General features: G+C 56.1%; 16 protein-coding genes. 10 read left to right on the top strand and 6 right to left on the bottom strand.

Annotated features, from left to right (window positions below; translation table 11 throughout):
- Positions 1–18: 18 nt before the first annotated feature.
- Positions 19–2,820 carry a response regulator gene (locus ONZ54_RS12520; protein ID WP_058394450.1) on the bottom strand — a complete coding sequence of 934 codons (2,802 nt, stop codon included), beginning with the start codon at positions 2,818–2,820 and terminating at the stop codon, positions 19–21.
- Between the two features lie 141 nt (positions 2,821–2,961).
- Here ONZ54_RS12520 and trxC point away from each other — a divergent pair, with 141 nt between their 5' ends.
- Positions 2,962–3,390 (top strand): thioredoxin TrxC, encoded by a 429-nt coding sequence (gene trxC / locus ONZ54_RS12525; RefSeq protein ID WP_271786312.1) that lies wholly within the window; start codon positions 2,962–2,964, stop codon positions 3,388–3,390.
- Between the two features lie 164 nt (positions 3,391–3,554).
- Positions 3,555–4,940, top strand: coding sequence for an SLC13 family permease (locus ONZ54_RS12530; protein ID WP_271786313.1), 1,386 nt, complete (start codon positions 3,555–3,557; stop codon positions 4,938–4,940).
- Positions 4,941–5,003: 63 nt separating this feature from the next.
- Here the strand turns inward: ONZ54_RS12530 and ONZ54_RS12535 are convergent, their stop codons facing one another.
- Positions 5,004–7,481, bottom strand: a complete 2,478-nt coding sequence (locus ONZ54_RS12535; protein ID WP_058394452.1) for a glycogen/starch/alpha-glucan phosphorylase — start codon at positions 7,479–7,481, stop codon at positions 5,004–5,006.
- 387 nt (positions 7,482–7,868) lie between these two features.
- Entirely contained in the window at positions 7,869–8,066 is a 198-nt protein-coding gene (locus tag ONZ54_RS12540; protein WP_005311031.1) for a DUF4250 domain-containing protein, read from the bottom strand.
- 232 nt (positions 8,067–8,298) lie between these two features.
- On the opposite strand from ONZ54_RS12540, the gene ONZ54_RS12545 reads away from it, so the two are divergent.
- Positions 8,299–8,790 (top strand): cell division inhibitor SulA, encoded by a 492-nt coding sequence (locus ONZ54_RS12545; protein ID WP_005311027.1) that lies wholly within the window; start codon positions 8,299–8,301, stop codon positions 8,788–8,790.
- 291 nt (positions 8,791–9,081) lie between these two features.
- Here the strand turns inward: ONZ54_RS12545 and ONZ54_RS12550 are convergent, their stop codons facing one another.
- Positions 9,082–10,605, bottom strand: coding sequence for a fumarate hydratase (locus ONZ54_RS12550; RefSeq protein WP_005311025.1), 1,524 nt, complete (start codon positions 10,603–10,605; stop codon positions 9,082–9,084).
- A 295-nt stretch (positions 10,606–10,900) separates the two neighbouring features.
- Here ONZ54_RS12550 and pabB point away from each other — a divergent pair, with 295 nt between their 5' ends.
- The 3 genes from pabB (at position 10,901) to ONZ54_RS12565 (ending at position 14,370) form a co-directional block, all read left to right on the top strand.
- Positions 10,901–12,193, top strand: a complete 1,293-nt coding sequence (pabB, locus tag ONZ54_RS12555; protein ID WP_271788282.1) for an aminodeoxychorismate synthase component I — start codon at positions 10,901–10,903, stop codon at positions 12,191–12,193.
- 95 nt (positions 12,194–12,288) lie between these two features.
- Entirely contained in the window at positions 12,289–12,855 is a 567-nt protein-coding gene (locus ONZ54_RS12560; RefSeq protein WP_271786314.1) for a CoA pyrophosphatase, read from the top strand.
- A 216-nt stretch (positions 12,856–13,071) separates the two neighbouring features.
- On the top strand, positions 13,072–14,370 hold the full coding sequence (locus ONZ54_RS12565; protein ID WP_271786315.1) for a serine/threonine transporter: 1,299 nt from the start codon (positions 13,072–13,074) through the stop codon (positions 14,368–14,370).
- A 515-nt stretch (positions 14,371–14,885) separates the two neighbouring features.
- Here ONZ54_RS12565 and sstT read toward each other — a convergent pair.
- Positions 14,886–16,136, bottom strand: coding sequence for a serine/threonine transporter SstT (gene sstT / locus ONZ54_RS12570; protein ID WP_271786316.1), 1,251 nt, complete (start codon positions 16,134–16,136; stop codon positions 14,886–14,888).
- 338 nt (positions 16,137–16,474) lie between these two features.
- On the opposite strand from sstT, the gene ONZ54_RS12575 reads away from it, so the two are divergent.
- The 4 genes from ONZ54_RS12575 (at position 16,475) to ONZ54_RS12590 (ending at position 23,717) form a co-directional block, all read left to right on the top strand.
- Positions 16,475–18,400, top strand: a complete 1,926-nt coding sequence (locus ONZ54_RS12575) for a RecQ family ATP-dependent DNA helicase (RefSeq protein ID WP_271786317.1) — start codon at positions 16,475–16,477, stop codon at positions 18,398–18,400.
- 569 nt (positions 18,401–18,969) lie between these two features.
- Positions 18,970–20,892 (top strand): PrkA family serine protein kinase, encoded by a 1,923-nt coding sequence (locus tag ONZ54_RS12580; RefSeq protein ID WP_021138270.1) that lies wholly within the window; start codon positions 18,970–18,972, stop codon positions 20,890–20,892.
- A 25-nt stretch (positions 20,893–20,917) separates the two neighbouring features.
- Positions 20,918–22,189 carry a YeaH/YhbH family protein gene (locus ONZ54_RS12585; protein ID WP_271786318.1) on the top strand — a complete coding sequence of 424 codons (1,272 nt, stop codon included), beginning with the start codon at positions 20,918–20,920 and terminating at the stop codon, positions 22,187–22,189.
- Positions 22,190–22,199: 10 nt separating this feature from the next.
- Positions 22,200–23,717, top strand: coding sequence for a SpoVR family protein (locus ONZ54_RS12590; protein ID WP_005311011.1), 1,518 nt, complete (start codon positions 22,200–22,202; stop codon positions 23,715–23,717).
- A 58-nt stretch (positions 23,718–23,775) separates the two neighbouring features.
- On the opposite strand, the gene fadR is transcribed toward ONZ54_RS12590, so the two are convergent.
- Positions 23,776–24,489 carry a fatty acid metabolism transcriptional regulator FadR gene (gene fadR, locus ONZ54_RS12595; RefSeq protein ID WP_042869993.1) on the bottom strand — a complete coding sequence of 238 codons (714 nt, stop codon included), beginning with the start codon at positions 24,487–24,489 and terminating at the stop codon, positions 23,776–23,778.
- Positions 24,490–24,649: the final 160 nt, after the last annotated feature.

Below are 24,649 nucleotides of genomic sequence, written 5' to 3' on the forward strand. Positions count from 1 at the left end.
TTATTGCTATTTGTCTCCCTACAATAAGCGATCATCTCGCTGCCCCACGGGGCTGTATGGTGATTCATGCTGCTCTCCGGTCAGCAGAAAGTGAGACACCTCCTCCCGGGTCTGGCTGAATACCTGTTGCAACTGCTCCAGATCCGGCTCGGTCAACTCCTCTTGCTGGCGCAGTCGCCACTCCAAATCACCGGCCATGATCTGCAGGCGAGCAGCGGAGATATTGGCTGACACCCCCTTCAGGGTATGCAACAGACGACAGGCCACTTCGGGTTGCTGGCGACGCAAGGCGGAGCGGATCTCCCACAGATCATCCTTGTGCTCGGACATGAACAGCTTGAACAAGATCTGCAGCGCCTCCTTGTCTTGCTCCAGCCGTTTGAGGGCATCTTCCAGATCCAGTACTCCCATCAGATCAGGGGGTTTCACCTCCAGCGGGATCCGGCGCTCGCCGCTGGCGCTCTTCACCCACTGTAACAGGTTGTTGTAGAGATCCAGCTTGCTGACCGGCTTGGTGACATACCCGTTCATACCGACACCGAGGCAACGCTCCCTGTCACCGGGCATGGCGCTGGCAGTCAGCGCTATGATGGGCACGTCATGCTTGTCGACCATCTTGCGGATCTGGCGGGTCGCATCCAACCCATCGAGTACCGGCATCTGCAAATCCATCAGGATGACGTCAAAAGGCTGCTCGGCTACCCGTTCGACCGCCTCACGCCCGTTACCTACCACGGTTACCACGGCATCGATCCGGCGCAGATACTCGATGATGAGTTGCTGGTTGACTCTGTTGTCCTCCGCCAGCAAGACCCGGACACCTTGCAGCAGCTCACGAAAGTGCTGCTGATCGCCCTGGGCTTCGGCCTGGCGGACCTGATGATCATGGGAGCTGCCATTGAGCAGCTCATCCACCTTGGCCAGCAGGGAATTCTCGGTCATGGGCTTGGGCAGAAAATGGGTCAGGCCCATGCTCTCCATCCGCCCGTGCAGCCCCTCCTTGGCCCAGGCACTGGTCATCAGAATAGGCAGTCGCCGCCACTGGCTGTGCTGGTACATTTCGAGGGCCAGATCCAGGCCATCCTCCTGCCCCATGCGCCAGTCCAGAATGGCCAGCCGGATATTCTGCCCCTCTTCCCGCAATAACTGACGCGCCCGGGAGAGGCTGTTGACAGCCACGACCCGGACACCGGCCCGGCCGAGAATATCCTTGGCCAAGTCCAGCACCAGCTCATTGTCATCCATCACCAGAATGAGCGGCTGATGCTCGAAAAAGACCCGGCGGCCCGATACCCCGTACACCGCCTTGGTCATGGGGATCTCGAACTGGAACACAGAGCCGGACCCCGGCTTGCTCTGCACAGTGATCCGCCCGCCCATCAGTTCGACCAGACGCTGGGAGATATTGAGGCCAAGACCTGAGCCACCATATTTGCGGGTGTTGCCCGCCTCCAGCTGGGTGAAAGGCTGGAACAGCTGGTCCTGCTTATCCTCGGCGATGCCAATCCCGGTATCCCGCACGCTGAAACGCACCCGCATGGGATGCTGGTTGACCAGGGTGATGGCCACTTCCACCTCGCCCCGCTCGGTAAACTTGATGGCGTTGTTGACCAGATTGACCAGTACCTGGCCCAGGCGCAGCGGATCGCCGCGCAGGAAATCGGGCACGGCCGGGGACTTGTTGATGATGACCTCGACCTGCTTGCGCTCGGCCAGATCGGCAAACATGCCGGCAAGCGAATCTATCTGCTCGCTCAAGTCAAAATCGATCTCTTCCAGGGTCAGCTTGCCTGACTCCACCTTGGTCAGATCCAGAATGTCGTTGATAAGCAGCAGCAAGGTATCTGACGAAGACTTTATCTTGCTGAGGTAATCCCGCTGCTGCTGATCCAGCTCGGTTTGCAGCGCCAGGGAACTGAAACCTATGATGGCATTCATGGGAGTGCGGATCTCGTGGCTCATGTTGGCCAGAAAATCGCTTTTTGCCTGCGCCAGCAAGCCGGTCTGGCGTGACAACTCGCTCAACTTCTGGTTGCGACGCCACAGGGTCACCGCCACCAGCGCGAAGCAGACCATGGCACCCGCGAGCACCATCAGGTAGAAACGGCTCTTGAGGGAGGAGGCTTGCTCCATTTTGCTTTGTTTCCAGACCGACAAGCCATCCAGCTCATGCATGTCGATAACCTGGTTGCGCAACACATGGTAATCCACCACCTGGCGGCTGACGTCCTCGCTCAACTGGGCAAGCCCGGCCACCTGGGGATACTCGGGATAGGCGGTCTTGAGTCGTTGCTGCAGCGCTTGCAATTGCCGTTGCTCACCCCTGTCCCAGCTGCGCTTGAGGTAGTGGCTAAGCTGCGCCAGCTCGACCAGATCAATGGCCAGCGCAGAGCTGGCAGGCAGGGTCGCCAGCAAGGCATTGAGCTGCTTCTGAAAAGGCTGCTCTATATACTGGATGGCCATCTCCATGGAGTAGAGCTTGGCCAGGTCCAGCAGGTAGCTGTCGATATCGTGCAGCAGGGATTGGGAGTTGGGACTATCGGCCGTATCCGGATCGTTGCGCACCTGGCGCACGAAACTGTCCAGGTTGCTCGACAACTGGTTGAGGCGCTGCTGTACATTGCCATCATTGGCTTTCTCGCGTCCCAGCAGATAAATAGTGTCGGTATTGACCCGATTGAGGATCAATTCCGCTGCCACACTCAGCTCGGAGGCCTTGTGTTGCTGGCTGAGCAGTTGCCAGCAATAGCCGGCAAACGCCAGCAGCGCGACGATGATTAGGCTCAGGACAACACGATTGACCCTTGTCACATTATTCATCCCGTCTCGATTCTCATGTCATGACCGTGTATCCGCTAACGGACCACTGGCTGTGAAAGATAACTGACTGCTATGTTACCGTTACTCTGCCCTGTCAGTGCAATAAAGATGTTGCAGGGCTTATGCTTACAGGAATCAATTATGTCATTTATCACTACCTATTGTAGTCATTGCTTCACCAGAAACCGCCTGCCCGCCGAAAAAATGGATTCAAACGCGAAATGTGGTCGTTGCAAGTCCTCGCTTTTTGGTATCACACCTGTCATCGGCCGTGAGGATCAATTCGATATTCTTATCCAATCCGATCTTCCGGTCGTGGTGGACTTCTGGGCCAGCTGGTGCGGACCATGCCTACAATTTTCACCAATTTTTCAACAGGTTGCCAGCGAACTTGAGCCCCACTTCCGCTTTGTCAAAGTCGACACGGAACAACAAGCTGCCATCGCAGCCCGTTACGCCATCCGCAGCATTCCCACCCTGATGATATTCAAACAGGGCAAGATGGTGGCACAACGCAGCGGCTCTCTGCCCAAAAGCCTGTTCAAGGAGTGGGTTGCCTCTGTGGCATAGCCTCAATTGATAAATAATTGTTTAATTTTTGTTTTTCAAGTGTTTCGCACTGCTTTGAGTCTGTGAGTCCCGGCATGGTTTGACGACTTCCCCCTGTTTCAAACAGGGGAATAATTGTAATCTCGGCAACACAACAACAACCATAAATTAACCGAGAGAACACTATGCACACATCGGCTGTACCCTCTACTACCCCATCTCGCTGGCTGGACATCAAATCCGGGATTGTCATCCTGGATGTGTTGTTGCTCTGTGCCATGCTGGCCTGGCTGCCGTTTGATCCCATGGTCAACAAAGGGCTGGGGATCCTGGTCTTCATCGCCATTCTCTGGCTGACCGAAGCCCTGCACGTCACCATCACGGCCCTGCTGGTACCTCTGCTGGCCACAGTGCTCGGGGTGCTTGACATGAGCAAATCCCTCACCGATTTTGCCAACCCTATTCTGTTCCTGTTTTTTGGTGGTTTCGCCCTCGCAGCCGCCCTCTCCAAACAGGGATTGGATACCCTGATGGCAGGCAAGGTGATGCACCTGGCCAACGGTCATCTGGGCTGGGGGATAATATTGCTGTTTACCATCACGGCGGCCATGTCCATGTGGATCAGCAATACCGCCACCACCGCCATGATGCTGCCGCTGGCCATCGGTATGCTGGCACGGCTCGACAGCAAGAAGGAACGGGCCACCTTCGTCTTCGTACTGTTGGGTATCGCCTATAGCGCCAGCATTGGTGGCATCGGCACCCTGGTCGGCAGTCCACCCAATGCCATCGCTGCCGCCCAGATGGGGATTGGCTTCACCGACTGGATGAAGTTTGGTGTGCCTGTGGTGCTGATCCTGATGCCTTGTGGCATTGCCTTGCTCTATCTGGTGACCCGTCCGCAGCTCAACCACAGGGTCGAGATCCAGGATGTCACCATCAACTGGACCCGCGAGCGCAAGGTAACACTGGCTATCTTCCTGACCACAGTCGTACTCTGGATCGGCTCGCAACCCATCTCCAGTGCCTTGGGCGGCATTCCTCAGCTTGATACCCTGATCGCCATGGGTGCCATCATCGCCATCGCTGTCAGCCGTGTCGCCAGCTGGGATGACATAAATCAGAACACCGACTGGGGCGTGCTGATGTTGTTTGGCGGCGGTCTGACCCTGAGTGCCATCCTCAAGGTGACCGGTACCAGCGCCTTCCTGGCCAGCCACCTGTCAGCCGTATTGGCCGATGCCAATATCTTCATCATCTTGTTGATGCTGGCGGCATTCGTGATATTCCTGACCGAACTGGTCTCCAACACTGCCACCGCAGCCCTGCTCATCCCGCTGTTTGCCGGGGTGGCTGAAGCGCTGGGCGTATCCCCCATCGTCATGGCGGTGCTGATCGCCATAGGTGCCTCCTGCGCTTTCATGCTGCCGGTCGCCACCCCACCCAATGCCATCGTCTTCGCCAGTGGTCATATCCGCCAGAAAGAGATGATGAAAGCCGGTATGGCACTGAACGTCGTGTTCACCGTGCTGCTGGCAGGGCTTGCCTACTTTGTCGGGGACATTCTCTGATCCCCAAATGCCCTGAAACAAAAAGCCCTCGCATTGCGAGGGCTTTTTCATATCAAGAGGTTATCAACCTTGTACGTTGCAGCTCGTCAGATTCCAGATCCGATCCACGTAGTCCTGGATGGAACGGTCCGAGTTGAACTTGCCCATGGTAGCCGAGTTGATGATGGCCTTCTTCGCCCACAGCGCTGGATCCCGGTACCAGGTATCGATGAGCTTGTGCGCATCGGAGTAGGAAGCAAAATCGGCCAAGGTCAGGTAGGGATCGCCCCCTTCCAACAAGGAGCGCTTGATGGAGGCCAGCTCGCCAGGACGGCCCGGCGTGAAGTAATCAGTGTCGAACCAATCCAGCACGGCCTTGAGCTCGGAGTTGGCATAGTAGAAGTCGTACGGGTTGTAGCCGCGCGCCTTCAGAGACTTCACCTCGTCCACGTTCAGACCGAAGATGGCGCAGTTTTCGGCACCCGCCTCTTCCGCGATCTCGATATTGGCCCCATCCAGCGTGCCTATGGTGATGGCGCCGTTCAGTGCCATCTTCATGTTGCCGGTACCGGAGGCTTCGTAACCTGCAGTGGAGATCTGCTCGGAGACATCGGCCGCCGGGATCAGCTTCTCGGCCAGACTCACGCGGTAGTTCGGCATGAACACCACTTTCAGCTTGCCCTGGATGCGAGCATCGTTGTTGACCCGCTCCGCCAGCTTGTTGATGGCGTAGATGATGTCCTTGGCCAGCTTGTAACCGGGCGCCGCCTTGGAGCCGAAGATGAACACGCGCGGGTGCATGTCATAGTCAGGATTCGCCAGCAGACGACGGTAGAGCGCCATGATATGGATGAGGTTCAGCTGTTGGCGCTTGTACTCGTGCAGACGCTTGATCTGGACGTCGAAGATCGCCTCGGCACTCACATCGATGCCGGTTTCGGCCTTGATGACCTTGACCAGTTTCTCCTTGTTATGACGCTTGATGGTCATGAACTGCTGCTGGAATGCCTTGTCATCGGCAAACTTGGTGACGGCGCGCAGCTTGTCGAGCTGCAGCGGCCACTCTTTGCCCACCACTTCGTTATAGAGCTCGGCCAGCTCCGGGTTGCAGGCCAGCAGCCAGCGACGGGGCGTCACGCCGTTGGTGACGTTGCACATCTTCTCTGGCCACAGCTCGGCGAACTCGGGGAAGAGATCCTCTTTCACCAGCTTGGAGTGGATCTCGGCCACGCCGTTCACCTTGGACGAACCGATCACGCACAGGTTGCCCATGCGCACCTTGCGTACATCCCCTTCTTCAATGATGGAGAGTTTGGCCTTGATGGCATCGTTACCTGGCCACTTGGGTTCGACCAGATCGCTCAGGAAGCGGGCGTTGATCTCGTAAATGACTTCCAGGTGACGGGGCAGCACCTTCTCAAACAGGCTGACGGACCACTTCTCCAGCGCTTCCGGCAACAGTGTGTGGTTGGTGTAGGAGAAGACCCGATAGCAGATAGCCCAGGCGGCATCCCAGTTCAAGTCTTCCTCATCCACCAGCACCCGCATCAGCTCGGGGATAGCCACGGTCGGGTGAGTATCGTTGAGCTGAATGGCAATTTGCGCGGCAAAATTGCTGAAGTCGCTGCCATGCACCCGCTTGTAGCGGCGCATGATGTCCTTGATGGAGCAGGCACAGAAGAAGTACTGCTGGATCAGGCGCAGCTCTTTGCCCGCATCTGTTTCATCATTCGGGTAGAGCACCTTGGAGATGGTTTCGGCCTGGGCTTTTTCAGCCTGGGAATCGATGTAACCACCGGCATTGAACACGTCCCAGTCGAAAAACTCGGAGGCGCGGGATTCCCACAGACGCAGGATATTGACGGTGTGACCGCCAAAGCCCACCACAGGGATATCCCAAGGCACCCCTTTGATCTTGCGACCTGCGTGCCATACCTTCTTCAGGCCACCCTTGTCGCCGAACACGGTTTCCACATAGCCGTAGAGCGGGATCTCCTGCACGGATTCCGGGCGGCAGATCTCCCAGGGATTGCCATATTCACGCCAGGAGTCCGGGCGTTCGATCTGACGACCATCCTGGATCTCCTGACGGAACAGGCCGTGCTCGTAATGGATGCCATAACCGACAGCCGGGTAATTCAGGGTGGCAAGGGAGTCGATGAAGCAAGCAGCCAGGCGGCCAAGGCCACCGTTGCCGAGCGCCATGTCCGGCTCTTGTTCACACAAATCGGTCAGTTCCAGACCGAGTTCACCCAACGCCTCTTCACACACTTTGTACAGGGAGAGGTTGTGCAGGTTGTTGGAGGTCAAACGCCCCATCAGGAATTCAGCAGAGAGATAATGAATCGCACGAGTATCTTTCTTGAAATGAGTCTGCTGAGTACGGGTCAGGCGCTCGTACACCTGTTCATTGACGGCGGCTGCGGTCGCTTTCCACCACGCTTCTGGCGAGGCTTTCTGTTCGCTTGTACCCAAGGTAGAACGCAGGTGACGCACGATACTCGCCTTGAGCTGATCTTTATCCAGTTGGAGATCCTGGTCTGTCTTCTTCTTGGTAGCCATAAACCATTTCCTTCGTTACAGAATAATAAAATTGTTATCCCATCAGGGACCGGTGCTGTTGTTATCTCAGAATATGTTCCGGCGTGGGCATACTAGCTAAAGCCGATGGTTTAAAAGTTAACGCAAGTCACACTTTAACGTATAAAAATGACAGTTCAAGCTTGAAAACCCTTTCCTGAAACTTATTAATCAGGAACATTCATTTCATTTAAAATCAGTAAGTTAACAAATAAATGCAAATATAAATCCGTGAATAGGTTTTCAATCATTGCCAAGTACTGAAAATCCATGAAAATAACTGAAAATTCAGCGTACATTGAAAACGATTTCAATGTGCGCTGTTCATAAAGCATGATTGGCTCCCCGATGATGACGATCGACTCCCCTTCAACCATGGGCCTTGAACTGATTGCTCATGGGGTCGTAGTGATAGCCTATCTGCATTAACCGGGTCGCCAGTTGATCCTCCGTCATGTCGTAATAAGCCAGTAGTTCCTCCAGGCCATCACACTCCAGCCGCAACTTCTCATTGATGATCCCGAGCAGGATATTGGCATCCAGCCGTTGCAAGGTACTGACGTCCATCTTCATCTCTCCTCTTCATCCAGATACTGTATAACCATGGGCGCCACCTCCCTCTTTGTCCATAGCCTAAAAAACAAGCACCCTGGTAAAAATAAAATATCTTTTACAATCAATGATATGAGTTCATACCCTGCCAGCTTGATCACATTTTTGGCCATAAATGGCTTGTCACTGACCTGAGTTGCAACTACTGTATACACATACAGCATGGTTATCCATACAGGACAAACATATGAGCCAGCCCATGAGTCACCTCCCTTTCGCCGCGTCTGTCAGCATGAGCAATCCCTGGCCAACCCGCCATCAAAGCAAGGTGGAAGAAGCGTGCCACACCGCACCTGCCAGCGATGAGCGGCCATTGCTCGACGAGCTGGTGAGACTGAGCCATGGTGACACGGGCTGGATCCTGCTGATTGCCCCGCCAGGCCTGCCAGTGGCCAAACAGCTGCAGGCTCAGGGGATCAACCCCGCTCGGGTGCTGGTGGTGCACAGCCCCAAGATCAAGAACTGGCAGCTAATGCTGGAGCAGAGTCTGGGCAATGGTCACTGCGCAGCAGTCTTGACCTGGCTGCCTGCACAGGTTTCGCTGGATCGCGTCAAGCTGAGCAAACTGGGGCAACGCTTCGGGGTGCTGACCCGCTTTTTCGAGCCTGCAGGAAAACTACTGCCCGTGCACAGCGGCCCGCTGGCCTACGGCGGACAGGATGTCTATCTCAACCACTGATGGTCCAGAACAGCCTGGAGACTCGAAATCGCCGTGAAGAAATGGAACAAGGGGAGAAGGGATCAGGCAAGAGCGCAAGAAAAGGGCCCTAGAAGAGTGATCAAGCAGAAGTGACCCGTCTGGTCTGTGCACCTGCGCCAGTACCAATGCCAACCTGCGGGACGATAGAAAAAGGCGACCCTAAGGTCGCCTTTTTACGCTGTCACCCAATGTCACAGACGGCCTGGTCGTTTGCTCGTGCCACCCCACAGGAATGATGCGAATATCCTTGGCCCTGGCTCAACACGACGATCAGGAGAGCTTGCCATCCAGCTCGGCAATCTTGGCCGACCAGTAGGCCGGGCCTGTTTCGTGGATATTGTTGCCTTGAGAATCGACAGCCACCGTCACTGGCATATCCTCCACCTCGAACTCGTAGATGGCTTCCATACCCAAGTCGGCAAAAGCCACCACCCGCGACTTCTTGATCGCCTTGGCGACCAGGTAGGCTGCGCCCCCTACGGCCATCAGATAAACGGCTTTATGCTGCTTGATACTCTCGACAGTTTTGGGGCCACGCTCTGACTTGCCGATCATGCCGATGAGACCGGTTTCCCCCAGCATCATGTCGGTGAACTTGTCCATTCGGGTGGACGTCGTGGGGCCGGCAGGGCCAACCACTTCGTCACGAACTGCATCGACCGGACCAACGTAATAGATGAAACGGTTGGTGAAATCTACCCCTTCCGGCAGACCCTCGCCATTTTTCAACATGTCGGCAATGCGCTTGTGGGCTGCATCGCGACCGGTAAGGATCTTGCCGGAGAGGAGTACTGTGTCGCCGCTCTTCCAGCTGGCAAGCTCCGCCTTGGTGATACCGTCAACATTGACACGGCGCACATTGGCCCCGGCTTCGCGGGTGATCTCCGGCCAATCGGCCAGTTTCGGCGGGGTCAACTCGGCCGGCCCCGAGCCATCCAGCTCGAAGTGGACATGGCGGGTGGCCGCACAGTTGGGGATCATCACCACCGGCTTGGAGGCGGCATGGGTCGGGGCACTCTTGACCTTCACGTCCAGCACTGTGGTGAGGCCGCCCAGACCCTGGGCACCGATCCCGAGCTTGTTGACCTTGTCATAGAGTTCGACCCGCAGCTTCTCTTCGGTGGTCTTGGGACCACGGGCGATCAGCTCCTGAATGTCGATGTGCTCCATCAAGGCTTCCTTGGCCAGCACGGCCGCCTTCTCGGCGGTGCCACCAATGCCGATGCCCAGCATGCCGGGCGGGCACCAGCCGGCGCCCATGGTCGGCACTGTTTTCAGTACCCACTCGACGACATCATCGGATGGGTTGAGCATCACCATCTTGGATTTGTTCTCGGAGCCGCCGCCCTTGGCCGCTATGCTCACTTCCACCTTGTTGCCCGGGATCATGTCGATATGCACGACAGCAGGGGCGTTATCCTTGGTGTTCTTGCGGCTGCCGGCCGGGTCGGCCAGCACGGAGGCGCGCAGCGGGTTGTCCGGATTGGTGTAGGCACGGCGCGTCCCCTCATCCACCATCTCCTGCACCGTCATGTCGCTGTCCCACTGCACCTGCATGCCTATCTTGACGAAGCAGGTAACGATACCGGTATCCTGGCACAGGGGACGATGCCCTTCGGCTGACATGCGGGAGTTGATCAGGATCTGGGCCAGGGCATCCTTGGCGGCCGGGTTGACCTCACGGTCATAGGCAGCCTTGGCAGCATGGACGAAATCAAGGGGGTGATAGTAGGAGATGTACTGCAGGGCGTCGGCGACGGAATCGATAAAATCCTGTTTTTTAATGATGCTCATATCATCCTCACTGGTCCTTGTCTCCGTCGTGGTGGCAGAGCAAGGGCTTCCATATGAGCCGTGCTTCGGTGTCATAATGTCAGGCAATATGCCTGTCGGCCCGATAGACAACGGCGTGTTTGTTCTAAAAATTCCGATGCCTATGATACGCTTGCCCCCCCATACCGGCTAGGGAGCAGGGTGCAAACTGTTGCCTGTGTAACAAAAAATGAAACCAAGTCTTCATATCCACCACTTTGATCACCAGACAGCGCTGCATGCGTTGTTTGCCCGTCTGCATCATCAGCCCTGGGCCATGTTGCTCGAATCGGCCGGCCCGCTGGGAGCGGACAACCGCTTTGACATCATCAGCGCCGACCCGCTGGCAACCCTGCAGACAGAGGGACCACTGACCTGGATAACCCGGGGCGAACAGTGTCTGTCATTTGACACGGATCCCCTGACCCTGCTGGCACAATGGCAACGGGATCTGCTGGGTGAGAAAGCACCGCACTGTGACGAATTGCCCTTTATTGGCGGCGCCCTCGGGCTGTTTGGCTATGATCTTGGCCGTTGCTTCGAGCGATTGCCGACACTGGCCGCACAGGATGTGTCAGTCCCGGACATGGCAGTCGGCATCTATGACTGGGCCCTGCTGCGCAACGTAGCAAGCGGCGCCTGGCAGCTGGTGCATTGGGGCGATGAAGCAGGCCTCCATCGCCGACTGCAGTGGCTGGCCGCGCAGCACGAGATGCCAACACCGCCATTCGCCCTGCAGAGCGAGTGGCGCAGCAACATGAGCCGCGCCGAGTACGGCGAGAAATTTGCGCGGGTACAGGCTTACCTGAGTGCCGGGGACTGTTATCAAATCAACCTGACCCAGCGCTTCAGCGCCGCCTATTGCGGCGAGGAATGGCAGGCTTATCAGGTGTTGTCCCGCGCCAACCGGGCTCCGTTTTCGGCCTTTGTTCGCCTGCCACAGAGCGCCATTCTAAGCCTCTCCCCCGAGCGGTTTCTGCTGCTTGATGATCGCCATATCGAAACCAAGCCCATCAAGGGTACCCGCCCCCGACTCGCCGATCCGCAGCAAGATCAGGCCAGCGCCCTCGAACTGGCTGGCGCCGACAAGGACAGATCAGAGAATCTGATGATCGTGGATCTGCTGCGCAACGATATCGGCAGGGTGAGCCGTCCTGGCTCCGTCAGCGTGCCCAGCCTGTTTGCCGTGGAGTCGTTCCCGGCGGTGCATCATCTGGTGTCCACCATCCACGGCGAGCTGGATAACCGCTGGCAGGCGGTGGATCTGCTGCGCGCCTGTTTCCCGGGCGGTTCCATCACCGGCGCCCCCAAGATCAGGGCCATGGAGATCATTGAGGAACTGGAGCCCCAGCGCCGCAACGCTTACTGTGGCAGCATCGGCTATCTGAGCCAGCATGGTCGGATGGACACCAGCATCTGCATTCGCACTCTGATTGCGGCAGACGGCCAACTACACTGCTGGGCCGGGGGGGGAATCATTGCCGACTCCGATGTGGACAGTGAATATCAGGAAACCTATGACAAGGTGGCCCGCATACTGCCGTTGCTGGAGACGCTGAAAAGCCGATAAGTTGAGAAGTTGAGAAGTTGACAGAATGGATAACGGAGTGACCATGAAAGAGACCCAAGCGCAGGATTGAAAGACGATTCGAGAGAATAAACAAGATGGACCGCGCCGAACTGCTGACCCGCTTTTTACTGCAACGCCCTGCCCCCGCCCATCGACTGACGGTGGCAGGGCTCAAACCTGCCGCCGTCTTGCTGCCGCTGGTTGAGCGGGCCGACGGCTTGCAACTGCTGCTGACCCGCCGCAGCGTACACCTGCGTCATCACGCGGGACAGATTAGCTTTCCTGGCGGGCGGCAAGATCCGGACGATCACAACCTGATCCACACGGCATTGCGGGAAACCTGGGAAGAGCTGGGCATCATACCGGCTCAGGTCCAGATCATCGGTACCCTGGCCCCGCTCAACACCATTTCCCAATACGATGTGCTACCCGTGCTGGGGCTGGTTGCCGCCGATTATCAACTCACCTTGAGCCAGGATGAAGTGGCTCAGGCCTTTGAAGTACCACTCCATCATCTGCTGGACCCACGCCACCACATAGCCCTGACCATTCCAAGGGCCGATCAGCTACACACCATCTACTGGATACCTTGGCAGGATCACTTCATCTGGGGGGCGACTGCCAGCATGATCCGCCAGCTATCTCGCCAACTTGCCACGTAACATTTTGCAAACATATTCCAGTGCAATATTTGCGCGTTAACAATAAACTAACGTATAGGTTTATAAAAAAAAATTGATTTTTTATTCTTTCGATCACATTTCCATAAAAGAGTGAGGGTTTATCCCTCACAAAGGTGAATTTGATCAACATTTTTGATTAGAAAAACCGTATCCTTGCGCCGACTCAACAAAAAACACACATTCGGGGTGAGACACATGTCTAATACAGTCATAGGCGCACAGGAAGTTGCAGCCTCACAGGCGCAAGGAACGAGCTCAATCCAATCTCGCGGTTGGAGCAAACAAGACACTAGCTGGGTTATCAGCCTGTTCGGCACTGCCGTCGGCGCGGGTATCCTGTTCCTGCCCATCAACGCTGGCATGGGTGGCTTCTGGCCACTGGTGGTCATGGCGCTGCTGGTCGGCCCCATGACCTATCTGGCCCACCGTGGCCTCGCCCGTTTTGTACTTTCGTCCAAGCAACCCAATGCCGACATCACACAAGTGGTGGAAGAGCATTTCGGGGTGGGCGCCGGTAAATTAATCACCCTGCTCTACTTCTTTGCCATCTACCCCATAGTGCTGATCTACGGTGTCGGTATCACCAACACGGTCGAAAGCTTCATGGTCAACCAGTTGCAGATGGCTGCGCCACCACGCTGGCTCCTCTCCATCGTGCTGATCATGGGCATGATGTCGGTGATGCTGGCGGGCGAGAAGCTGATGCTGAAGGTCACCGAGTTCCTGGTCTACCCGCTCATCGCCATCCTGGTAGGTATCTCCTTCTACCTGATCCCCGACTGGACTGGCGCCGCCCTCTCCCAGGTGCCGTCTGCCAAGGATTTCGCCACTACCTTGTGGCTGACAATCCCGGTACTGGTGTTCTCCTTCAACCACAGCCCGGCCATCTCCAGCTTCTCTCTGGCCCAGCGTCGTGATCATGGCGATCATGCCGTCGAGAAGTCCGATGCCATTCTCAAGCGCACTGCCACCATACTGCTGGGCTTCGTGATGTTCTTCGTCTTCTCCTGTGTCATGAGCCTGACCCCGGAACAACTGACTGAAGCCAAGTCACAGAATATTGCCGTGCTCTCTTATCTGGCAAACCAGCATGCAAGCCCCATCATTTCCTACTTCGGTCCGCTGGTTGCATTCGTCGCCATCGTATCCTCCTTCTTTGGTCACTATCTGGGTGCCCGTGAAGGTCTGAAAGGGATGATCGTCCAGAACATGCGCAAATCCGGCAAAGAGCCGAACCACAAGAAGGTTGAGATCTTCATCATCGCCTTCTTCATCCTCACCCTGTGGGGCACGGCCATCGCCAACCCCTCCATCTTGGGCATGATTGAATCTCTTGGTGGCCCCATCATCGCCACCATCCTCTTCATCATGCCGATGTACGCCATCAAACGCGTACCAGCCATGGCAAAATACCAGGGACACATCAGCAACGCGTTTGTTGCTCTGATGGGTACCATTGCCATCTCCGCCATCCTTTACCAGCTGTTTGGCTAATCACCAGACCATAACGGCAAAGCAAATGCCCGCCAGTGATGGCGGGCATTTTTTATGCACAAATAACCCATTCCTGTAATGCTAAACTGCACTCTTCAGTGGCAATGGCGCGACAATGCCGTCATCCACGAGCGCACCAGGTCCAGCCTTTGACGATACGAACCTGGCTCAGTCAGGGCGCCTTCGAGAAGCATGGCTCGGCCCAGCTCACAGAATTGACAGGCTGGCCCGCAGCGAGCCTATCTCCTGAATGCCACAGCCCCACACTTTGTTCCTTTCATGACAGGATCCTGGTTGTCGTATGCTGGCCGGACATAGATAAGCAGCTGACAGACAGTCCATCCGGCGGGTATGTCTGTTAGCAAACTGGCCCCTATTTACGCCATGATCTTCAGCCCACACGCATCCCTCCAATTGAAGGGATCTCACATCCTGATGCACTCGGCCATCGATAACGCACATAAAAAAAACGCCCTCACAAGAGGGCGTTTTCAATGGTTTGATGAAGCTGGCTATCAAGCTTCGCGGCTTGGCAGCGGCACGGCATCCAGCAGGGTTTCATCTTCGGCCATACAGGCGGCTGCGGTGAACAGCACGTCGGTGGAGCTGTTGAGAGCTGTCTCGGCAGAATCTTGCAACACACCTATGATGAAGCCCACAGCGACTACCTGCATGGCGATGTCGTTGCCGATGCCAAACAGGCTGCACGCCAGCGGGATCAGCAGCAGGGAGCCACCTGCCACACCGGAAGCGCCGCAGGCACTGATGGTGGCGACCACGGAGAGCAGCACGGCGGTGGCCAGATCCACTTCCATCCCCAAGGTGTGTACCGCCGCCATGGAGAGCACGGTAATGGTGATGGCGGCGCCCGCCATGTTGATGGTGGCACCCAGCGGAATGGAGACCGCATAGGTGTCTTCCGGCAGGCGCAGTTTTTCACACAGGGTCATGTTGACCGGAATGTTGGCGGCGGAGCTGCGGGTGAAGAAGGCGGTCACGCCGCTCTCTTTCAGGCAGGTCAGCACCAGTGGATAAGGGTTGCGTCGGATCTTCCAGAACACGATGAGCGGATTGACCACGAAAGCGATAAACAGCATGCAGCCGATCAGCACCACCAGTAGATGAGCATAACCAAACAGCGCATCGAAGCCGGTCTCGGCCAGGGTGGACGCCACCAGCCCCAGGATACCGAGCGGCGCGCAGCGGATCACCGCCTTGACGATGGTGGAGACGCCGTGGGAGAGATCGGTGATCAGAGCCTTGCTGCTGTCATTGGCGTGGCGCATGGCGATGCCAAGACCGATGGCCCAGGCCAGGATACCGATATAGTTCGCATCCATCAGCGCCTTGACCGGGTTGGTCACCACGTTGAAGAGCAGGGTCTGCAGCACCTCTGTGATGCCGCCCGGCGGGGTGATCTCGGCGCTGCTTGCCACCAGATGCAGGTTGGAGGGGAACAGGAAGCTGGCCACGACGGCAACCGCAGCAGCTAGGAAAGTGCCCAGCAGGTAGAGCAGCAGGATCGGCTTCATGTTGCTCTTCTGGCCCTGCTTGTGGCCGATGATCGCTGCCATTACCAGTACAAAGACCAGCAGTGGAGCAACCGCCTTCAAGGCACCGACGAACAGGCTGCCAAGCAGACCCGCCGCTTTGGCCCATTCCGGCATGAACATGGCAAGGAGGATACCGAATACCAGACCGACCAGGATCTGGCTTACCAGACTGGTGCTGTTGACCAGTCTCATGAGGGGGTGTTGTTGTGTCATCAAATAGTCCCTGAGCACCGAAGTGCGTGAATCATTAGTCCTGTTGGCAACCACTACACCAGGCGACACCCATGTCACAGGCTGGCGTCGTCTGCCCCGGCAAGCCTTCTATTGAGCCAGTCCGGAAACACACGGGGTTACGGACAAGGAATATCCCATCTGCAATCGCTTTTTTCCACATAATCACTGAAAAATATCCGGTTTACCTCACAAAAAGACTACAACAATGCGATAACACAATATCAACAGCGCCCAAATGGACGCTGTTTTCCTCTGAAGGGCCGTTCAGGCACTCCCGAGCGGTGGTATTATGGTGGTTTTGCGCTGGAGTCCCTGCCATGATCTCATCCCTGTTGACCCGCCACTTCGGCTTCGACCAGTTAAGGCCCGGTCAGGAGGCGGTGATCAGCCGGTTGCTGGCGGGCCAGAGTGCGGCTGCCATCTTCCCCACCGGCTCCGGCAAATCCCTCTGTTATCAGCTGCCTGCCCTCGCCCTGCCCCATCTGACCCTGGTGATTTCCCCCCTGATCGCGCTGATGCACGACCAGCTCGCTTTTCTCCACAGCAAAGGGATTGCCGCGGCTACCCTGGATTCGAGCCAGACACCGGAGGAGAGTCGCCGCGTGATGCAGCAGGCCAGTGACGGTCAGCTCAAGATCCTGATGATCTCGGTGGAGCGGCTCAAGAACGAGCGCTTTCGCCGCTTCATCCAGCAAGTGCCGCTGTCGATGCTGGTGGTGGATGAAGCGCACTGCATCTCGGAGTGGGGCCACAACTTTCGACCCGACTACCTCAAGCTGCCGGCTTATCGCCGCGAGCTGAAGATCCCTCAGGTATTGCTGCTGACCGCGACCGCCACCCCGGCTGTCATGGCCGACATGCAGGCCAAATTCGGCATCGAGGATGAGGGGCTGATCGTCACCGGCTTCTATCGCGCCAACCTGGATCTGGCGGTCGTGCCACTGCCTGCCGAGGCGCGTGATAACTGGCTGCAAGCAGAAGTACGACGAGAGCCCACTGCCCCCACCATCATCTATGTCACCTTGCAGCACACCGCGCAGCATTGTGCCGATCTGCTGCAACGAGCGGGGATCAGGGCGCGTGCCTATCATGCCGGGCTCGACTCGGCCCTGCGCAGCCAGATCCAGCATGACTTCATGGCTGGCAAGGTGGATTGCATCGTGGCCACCATCGCCTTTGGCATGGGGATCGACAAGGCCGATATTCGCCGGGTCATTCACTACGATCTGCCCAAATCCATCGAAAACTACAGTCAGGAGATCGGCCGTGCCGGGCGGGATGGGCTCCCTTCCCACTGCATAGTGCTGGCCAATCGCGCCCAGCTCCCCGTGCTGGAGAATTTCGTGTACGGGGATACGCCCGATCGCGCCGCCATAGTGGCGCTGCTCGAGATCCTGTCGCAAAGTGGCAACGAGTGGGAGTTTGGTCTGCTGCGTCTCTCCAACGACACCAACATCCGCCAGTTGCCGCTCAAGACCCTGCTGGTCTATCTGGAAATGGCAGGTGTCATCATGCCAGCCTACAGCTACTTCGCCGAATATCGCTTCAAGTTCGTGCTGGACAAGGCCGAGATCCTGACCCGTTTCAATCCCGACCGACGCCAGTTTCTGGAGCAGCTGTTTGCCTGTGCACCGCAGGCCCGCAGCTGGTGCACCATGGACTTTGATGCCCTCTGGCAGGGTTATCAGGGGGAACGGCACCGTGCGGCAGCAGCCCTGGATTATCTGCTACAACAAGGCTGGATAGAGCTGGAGAGCAAGCAGATGACCGATGTCTATCGGGTGCTGCGTCAAGATGTTGATATCAATGCATTGGCAGACGAGCTCTATGCCCTGTTCGAGAAGAAGGAGCTGAGTGAACTGGCCCGGTTGCAGGCCTTGCTGGCCTTTTTTACATCAAGCCACTGCCTGAGTCAGGAGCTGGCCCGATATTTTGCCGACGAGCAGGCACCCAGCAAATGCGGGCACTGCTCCGTCTGCCGTGGCGAGGTTGCCGTACTGCCGCCATTGCCAACCCTCACCCTGCCCAATGAAAACGGGTTGCGTGCCTGGTGCGATCCCCTGATAGCCTTGTGCCACACCCGCCATCCTCGCATTCTGACCCGTTTTCTGTGCGGTATCGCCACGCCATTGACCACCCAGGTCAAGGCAAAAAGCCTGGCTGGATTTGGCCAGCTGGCGGCGCATCCATTCGCCGAGGTGCTGGCAGCGGTATCACGGTTCTACCCCATCCCTGACAGTTGATCATGCCAGTGCACATCTACAACCCGCTGAAAAAAATAAGACCCTCGCATATGCGAGGGTCAAGCCAACGGAAACGTGCTTAAACAGAGCTTTGTATCAGTAGCCATCACTCTCTTGCTAAAGCGATGGCTGCCGACACAGGGCCAATCTAGAGCAGCAAAAATGTAACGTCAATGTGAAAATTAGAGCTTAAACACCAAACAAGCATCGTTCCGCTGACGCAAACGTAATAACCATTTCCATTCGCTTTTCCTCCTTCCCTTGCCCCGTCTGTGTTACAGCCAACTGACCCGAACAATGCGTTGTCCTTTCCATTTTCTGGCAAACATTTATTTTTTATCTCTTTGACATTTACCTCACTATCGTGGCAAAAATAATTTAACAGTCAGTAACATAGGTGTGTCACTGATTGCGCCTTCCCGCATCAGGATCGGGAAGTACCCTTGCAAATTTAAACCAATAGATGGTGATGGATTACTGGGGGCTGTTGACTAGGATTAATGAGGTAAACAGAACAAAAGTAGTGATCCACTCTTTTCAGGGTAAGCGACTATAACGAGGGCAAAGTTATGGGCATCTTCGAGCATTATCAACAGCGATACGAGAAAGCCAGGGAAGAGGAGTACAGTATCCAGGAGTTTCTGGATATGTGTAAGCAGGACAAAGCCTGCTACGCCTCCGCTGCCGAACGCTTGCTGGTCGCCATCGGCGAGCCGGAAATGATCGATACCTCGGTCAATCCCAGACTCAGTCGCCTTTTTTCCAACCGCGTCGTTGCGCGCTATCCCGCCTTCAAAGATTTCTACGGCATGGAAGAGGCCATCGAGCAGATCGTCTCCTACCTCAAGCACTCGGCCCAGGGGCTGGAAGAGAAGAAGCAGATCCTCTATCTGCTGGGACCGGTTGGCGGCGGCAAATCCTCTCTGGCGGAGAAGCTCAAATCCTTGATGCAAAAAGTGCCGGTCTATCGCATCAAGGGCTCACCGGTCAATGACCACCCCTTCTGTCTGTTCGACATCGAAGAGGATGGCGAGCTGCTAGAAAAAGAGTACGGCATTCCACGCCGCTACCTGCGACCCATCATGTCACCCTGGGTGGCCAAGCGACTGCACGAGTTCGGTGGCGACATTTCCAAGTTCAAGGTAGAGAAGGTCAACCCATCCATCCTCGATCAGATTGCCATCGCCAAGACAGAACCGGGTGATGACAACAACCAAGATATCTCCTCTCTAGTCGGCAAGGTCGACATCCGCATGCTTGAGCATTATGCCCAGGATGATGCAGATGCTTACTCCTACTCAGGTGCGCTGTGCAAGGCGAACCAGGGGATCATGGAGTTCGTGGAGATGTTCAAAGCCCCCATCAAGGTGCTGCATCCTCTGCTGACCGCGACCCAGGAAGGGAACTACAACGGCACAGAGGGGCTCTCCGCCCTGCCCTTCGACGGCATATTGCTGGCTCACTCCAACGAATCAGAGTGGCAGCAGTTCCGTAACAACAAGAACAACGAAGCCTTCCTCGACCGGGTTTACATCGTCAAGGTGCCTTACTGCCTGCGCGTCTCGGAAGAGGTGAAGATATACGAAAAACTGCTGATCAACAGCGAACTGACCGACGCCAAATGTGCCCCGGGCACACTGGAGCTGCTGGGTCAGTTCTCCGTCCTCTCTCGACTGAAAGAGCCGGAAAACTCTAGCCTCTACTCCAAGATGCGGGTCTACGATGGCGAGAGCCTGAAAGACACGGATCCCAAGGCCAAGAGCTATCAGGAGTACCGTGACTACGCCGGTGTGGATGAGGGTATGAATGGTCTCTCCACCCGTTTTGCGTTCAAGATCCTCTCTCGCGTTTTCAACTTCGACCACGCGGAAGTGGCGGCCAACCCGGTACACCTTTTCTATGTGCTGGAGCAGCAGATAGAGCGCGAACAGTTCCCGCAGGAGCTGCACGATCGCTACCTTGAGTTCATCAAGGGTTATCTGACTCCGCGCTATGTGGAGTTCATCGGTAAGGAGATCCAGACCGCCTACCTCGAATCCTATTCGGAGTACGGCCAGAATATCTTCGATCGCTACGTCACCTATGCCGACTTCTGGATCCAGGATCAGGAGTACCGTGACCCCGAGACCGGCCAGCTGTTTGACCGCGCGTCGCTCAACAGCGAGCTGGAGAAGATTGAAAAACCCGCAGGGATCAGCAACCCGAAAGATTTCCGCAACGAAATCGTCAACTTCGTGCTGCGAGCCCGGGCCAACAATGCAGGCCGTAACCCCAACTGGACCAGTTACGAGAAGCTGCGCACCGTGATCGAGAAGAAGATGTTCTCCAACACGGAAGAGCTGCTGCCGGTTATCTCCTTCAACAGCAAAACCTCGGCTGAGGAGCAGAAGAAGCACGATAACTTTGTCGAACGGATGATGGAGAAAGGCTACACCCGCAAACAGGTGCGACTGCTCTCCGAATGGTATCTCAGGGTACGCAAGTCATCCTGACCCTGCCGTGGTTCAAGGGGGAGTTATGGCGCATTTTATCGACCGCAGGCTCAACGGCAAAAACAAAAGCGCTGTCAATCGGCAGCGCTTCATCCGCCGCTACAAGAAGCAAATAAAACAAGCGGTCTCGGATGCTGTCTCCAAGCGCAGCATTCAGGACGTGGACAAGGGCGAGAGCATCAGCATACCGACCAAGGATATAGGCGAACCCCATTTCCATCAGGGGCAAGGTGGTAAGCGGGAAATGGTGCATCCCGGCAATGACCAGTTCGTCTCCGGTGACAAGATTGACCGTCCCAAAGGAGGGGGCGGTGGTCAGGGGGCGGGCGAAGGTCAGGCATCCAATCAGGGGGAAGGCGAAGATGACTTCGTGTTCCAGATCTCCAAGGATGAGTATCTGGATCTGCTGTTTGAAGATCTGGAGCTGCCCCGCTTGCAGAAAACCCAGCTCAACCAGTTAATGGAGATGAAGACCTACCGGGCGGGTTACACCTCCAACGGGGTGCCAGCCAATATCAACGTGGTGCGTTCTCTGCAAAACTCGCTGGCGCGGCGTATGGCACTGCAAGCCGGCAAGAAACGCCAGTTGCATGAACTGGAAGAGAGGATGGCTCTGCTGGCAACCGATCCCAACGAGCATTTCACCGAAATCGCCCTGCTTGAGAAGGAGATCCGAGAGCTGAAACGGCGGATCTCAGCTGTGCCCTTCATCGACACCTTCGATCTCAAGTTCAACAACTTTGTCAAACGGCCCGTGCCGTCCAGCCAGGCGGTGATGTTCTGCCTGATGGACGTGTCGGGTTCCATGGATCAGGCCACCAAGGAGATGGCAAAGCGCTTCTATATCCTGCTCTACCTGTTCCTGAGCCGGACCTACAAGAACGTAGAAGTGGTCTACATTCGCCATCACACCCAGGCCAAGGAAGTGGACGAGCACGAGTTTTTCTACTCCCAGGAGACCGGCGGCACCATAGTCTCCAGCGCACTCAAGATGATGAACGACATCATCAACGAGCGTTACCCGGCTAACCAGTGGAACATCTATGCGGCGCAAGCGTCCGATGGTGACAACTGGGCTGATGATTCGCCGCAATGCCGGGAGATCCTGACCCGGGATATCATGCCGCGGGTGCGGTACTACTCCTATATAGAGATCACCACCCGCGCCCACCAGACCCTGTGGCACGAGTACGAGTCGGTGGCCAGCCAGTTCCCTCACTTCGCGATGGAGCACATTCGCAAGGTTGAGGATATTTATCCGGTATTCCGGGAGCTGTTCAAGAAGCAAGCGGCGTGAGGGAGATCATATGGTAGAAACCGCAAGAAAAATACCGCCACTGGACGATGGCCCGGATTGGAACTTCGATCTGCTGGAGACTTATCATCAGGAGATAGCCCGGGTCGCCAGGTTTTATCGACTGGATACCTACCCCAATCAGATCGAGGTGATCACCGCCGAGCAGATGATGGATGCCTACTCCAGTGTCGGTATGCCCATCGGCTATCAACACTGGTCATTTGGCAAACGCTTCATCCACACCGAGCGCAACTACAAGCGCGGTCAGATGGGACTGGCCTATGAGATCGTCATCAACTCGGATCCCTGCATCGCTTACCTGATGGAGGAGAACACGATGCCGATGCAGGCGCTGGTCATGGCGCACGCCTGTTATGGTCACAACTCTTTTTTCAAAAACAACTATCTGTTCAAAACCTGGACCGATGCCTCCTCCATCATCGACTATCTGCTGTTTGCCAAGAACTACATCACAGAGTGCGAAGAGAAACACGGCATCGATGCGGTGGAAAAGTTGATCGACTCCTGTCATGCCCTGATGAACTTCGGAGTGGACCGTTACAAGCGGCCCCAGAAGATCTCGCTGGCAGAGGAGAAGCGCCGCCAGAAGGCACGGGAAGATTATCTGCAGACTCAGGTGAACGAGCTGTGGCGCACCCTGCCCAAGCAGCACAAGGCCTCCGGCGTTGAAGACAGACGCTACCCGGCCGAGCCCCAGGAGAACATTCTCTACTTCATCGAGAAGAATGCCCCTCTGCTCGAACCCTGGCAGCGCGAGATAGTGCGTATAGTGCGCAAGATCAGTCAGTACTTCTACCCGCAGAAACAGACTCAGGTGATGAATGAAGGCTGGGCCACCTTCTGGCACTACACCATCCTCAACCACCTGTATGACGAGGGCAAGATCAGCGATCGTTTCATGATAGAGGTGCTGCACAGCCACACCAACGTGGTGTACCAGCCCCCCTACAACAGCCGCTACTACTCGGGGATCAACCCCTACGCCCTTGGCTTTGCCATGTTCACCGATCTGCGCCGCATCTGTGAAAACCCGACCGAGGAGGACAGATACTGGTTCCCCGATTATGCCGGCACCAACTGGGTCGATACCCTGCATTTTGCCATGCAGAACTTCAAGGACGAGAGCTTCATCAGTCAGTTCCTCAGTCCCAAGGTGATGCGGGAAATGAAGCTGTTTGCCATCGACGATGATGACTTGAAGAATTATCTCAAGGTATCTGCCATTCACAATGAGGAGGGTTATCGGCTGGTACGCAATACCCTGTCAGCTCAATACAACTTGAGCAACCTGGAGCCCAATATTCAGGTCTATAACGTAGCGGTGAAGGGAGATCGCTCATTGACCCTGCGCTATGTGCCGCACAACCGGATCCCTCTTGGGGATTCACGCCACGAGGTGCTCAAGCATCTGCACCAGCTGTGGGGATTTGATGTGGTACTGGAGCAGGATAACGGCGACTTGCCTGCCGACATTATCGGTCGCTGTCCTGATAAAAAACCGCTCTGAGGCCACTTTCCACCATAAAAAAACGCGCCATCTGGCGCGTTTTTTTATGCATCAACAATCAGTTGTCACACAGATTGCTCGGCATATCCTGACGCAGACGGGTCCACAGCTTGCCAGACTCGATACCGTACTGACGTACTGTCATGAACACGGCTTCATGATTCTTGGTCTCGGCCAGCCCCAGCAAGGTCTTGTAGTAGGCATCCGCCGTTTCACGAGCTTGCTTGTCAGAGAAGTAGTAACGCCCGACCCGGCTATACAATCCCTTGAAACCATTGAGGATGAGGGCATAGATGGGATTGCCGGAGGCAAAGGAGAGCTGGTGATGCAGACGATAATCAAACTCCGCGTACGCTTCTGGGGTGCTATCTACCGCATTGGCACCGCGCAGTATCTCTGCGGCTTGCTCCGGATTATTGCGGATAGCGCCACGTATGAAGATGGTGCAGATATTGGTGCGGGCCGACAGCAGCTGGGCCACCAGATCCGGTACTTTGTCCTGATCCAGGCGGGCCAGGGTTTCCAGGATGTTGAGACCCGAGGTCTCCCAGAAATTGTTTACCTTGGTCGGCTTGCCATGTTGGATGGTGAGCCAGCCATCACGGGCCAGACGCTGAAGCACTTCGCGCAAGGTAGTACGAGTCACCCCGATAAGCTCGGACAGCTCACGCTCGGCCGGCAGTATGGATCCTGGAGGAAAGCGATTGTTCCAGATGGACTCGATGATGTATTCCTCGGCAAACCCTGCAGGGCTCTGCGCTTTTATGACCATGTAGTGACTCTGTTGTAGTGCGTAAAAAGGCCCACGAATAATAGCAAAGCAGGAAAGGCTGGCAAGCAGAAGGTCAGTCCTCTGCTCACATAAGTAGAACCTGATGTTAAATAAATGTATTAAATATCGAGATGGGTGCCAACCAGCCCCACTGTCTGTA

Origin of the sequence: Aeromonas salmonicida (assembly GCF_028355655.1) — a bacterium.
In the GTDB taxonomy this organism is placed as follows: Bacteria; Pseudomonadota; Gammaproteobacteria; order Enterobacterales; family Aeromonadaceae; genus Aeromonas; species Aeromonas salmonicida.

Coding starts and splice junctions, on each gene's coding strand:
- ONZ54_RS12520 (WP_058394450.1), bottom strand. CDS start 2,820: ATGAATAATGTGACAAGGGTCAATCGTGTTGTCCTGAGCCTAATCATC.
- trxC (WP_271786312.1), top strand. CDS start 2,962: ATGTCATTTATCACTACCTATTGTAGTCATTGCTTCACCAGAAACCGC.
- ONZ54_RS12530 (WP_271786313.1), top strand. CDS start 3,555: ATGCACACATCGGCTGTACCCTCTACTACCCCATCTCGCTGGCTGGAC.
- ONZ54_RS12535 (WP_058394452.1), bottom strand. CDS start 7,481: ATGGCTACCAAGAAGAAGACAGACCAGGATCTCCAACTGGATAAAGAT.
- ONZ54_RS12540 (WP_005311031.1), bottom strand. CDS start 8,066: ATGGACGTCAGTACCTTGCAACGGCTGGATGCCAATATCCTGCTCGGG.
- ONZ54_RS12545 (WP_005311027.1), top strand. CDS start 8,299: ATGAGCCAGCCCATGAGTCACCTCCCTTTCGCCGCGTCTGTCAGCATG.
- ONZ54_RS12550 (WP_005311025.1), bottom strand. CDS start 10,605: ATGAGCATCATTAAAAAACAGGATTTTATCGATTCCGTCGCCGACGCC.
- pabB (WP_271788282.1), top strand. CDS start 10,901: ATGTTGCTCGAATCGGCCGGCCCGCTGGGAGCGGACAACCGCTTTGAC.
- ONZ54_RS12560 (WP_271786314.1), top strand. CDS start 12,289: ATGGACCGCGCCGAACTGCTGACCCGCTTTTTACTGCAACGCCCTGCC.
- ONZ54_RS12565 (WP_271786315.1), top strand. CDS start 13,072: ATGTCTAATACAGTCATAGGCGCACAGGAAGTTGCAGCCTCACAGGCG.
- sstT (WP_271786316.1), bottom strand. CDS start 16,136: ATGACACAACAACACCCCCTCATGAGACTGGTCAACAGCACCAGTCTG.
- ONZ54_RS12575 (WP_271786317.1), top strand. CDS start 16,475: ATGATCTCATCCCTGTTGACCCGCCACTTCGGCTTCGACCAGTTAAGG.
- ONZ54_RS12580 (WP_021138270.1), top strand. CDS start 18,970: ATGGGCATCTTCGAGCATTATCAACAGCGATACGAGAAAGCCAGGGAA.
- ONZ54_RS12585 (WP_271786318.1), top strand. CDS start 20,918: ATGGCGCATTTTATCGACCGCAGGCTCAACGGCAAAAACAAAAGCGCT.
- ONZ54_RS12590 (WP_005311011.1), top strand. CDS start 22,200: ATGGTAGAAACCGCAAGAAAAATACCGCCACTGGACGATGGCCCGGAT.
- fadR (WP_042869993.1), bottom strand. CDS start 24,489: ATGGTCATAAAAGCGCAGAGCCCTGCAGGGTTTGCCGAGGAATACATC.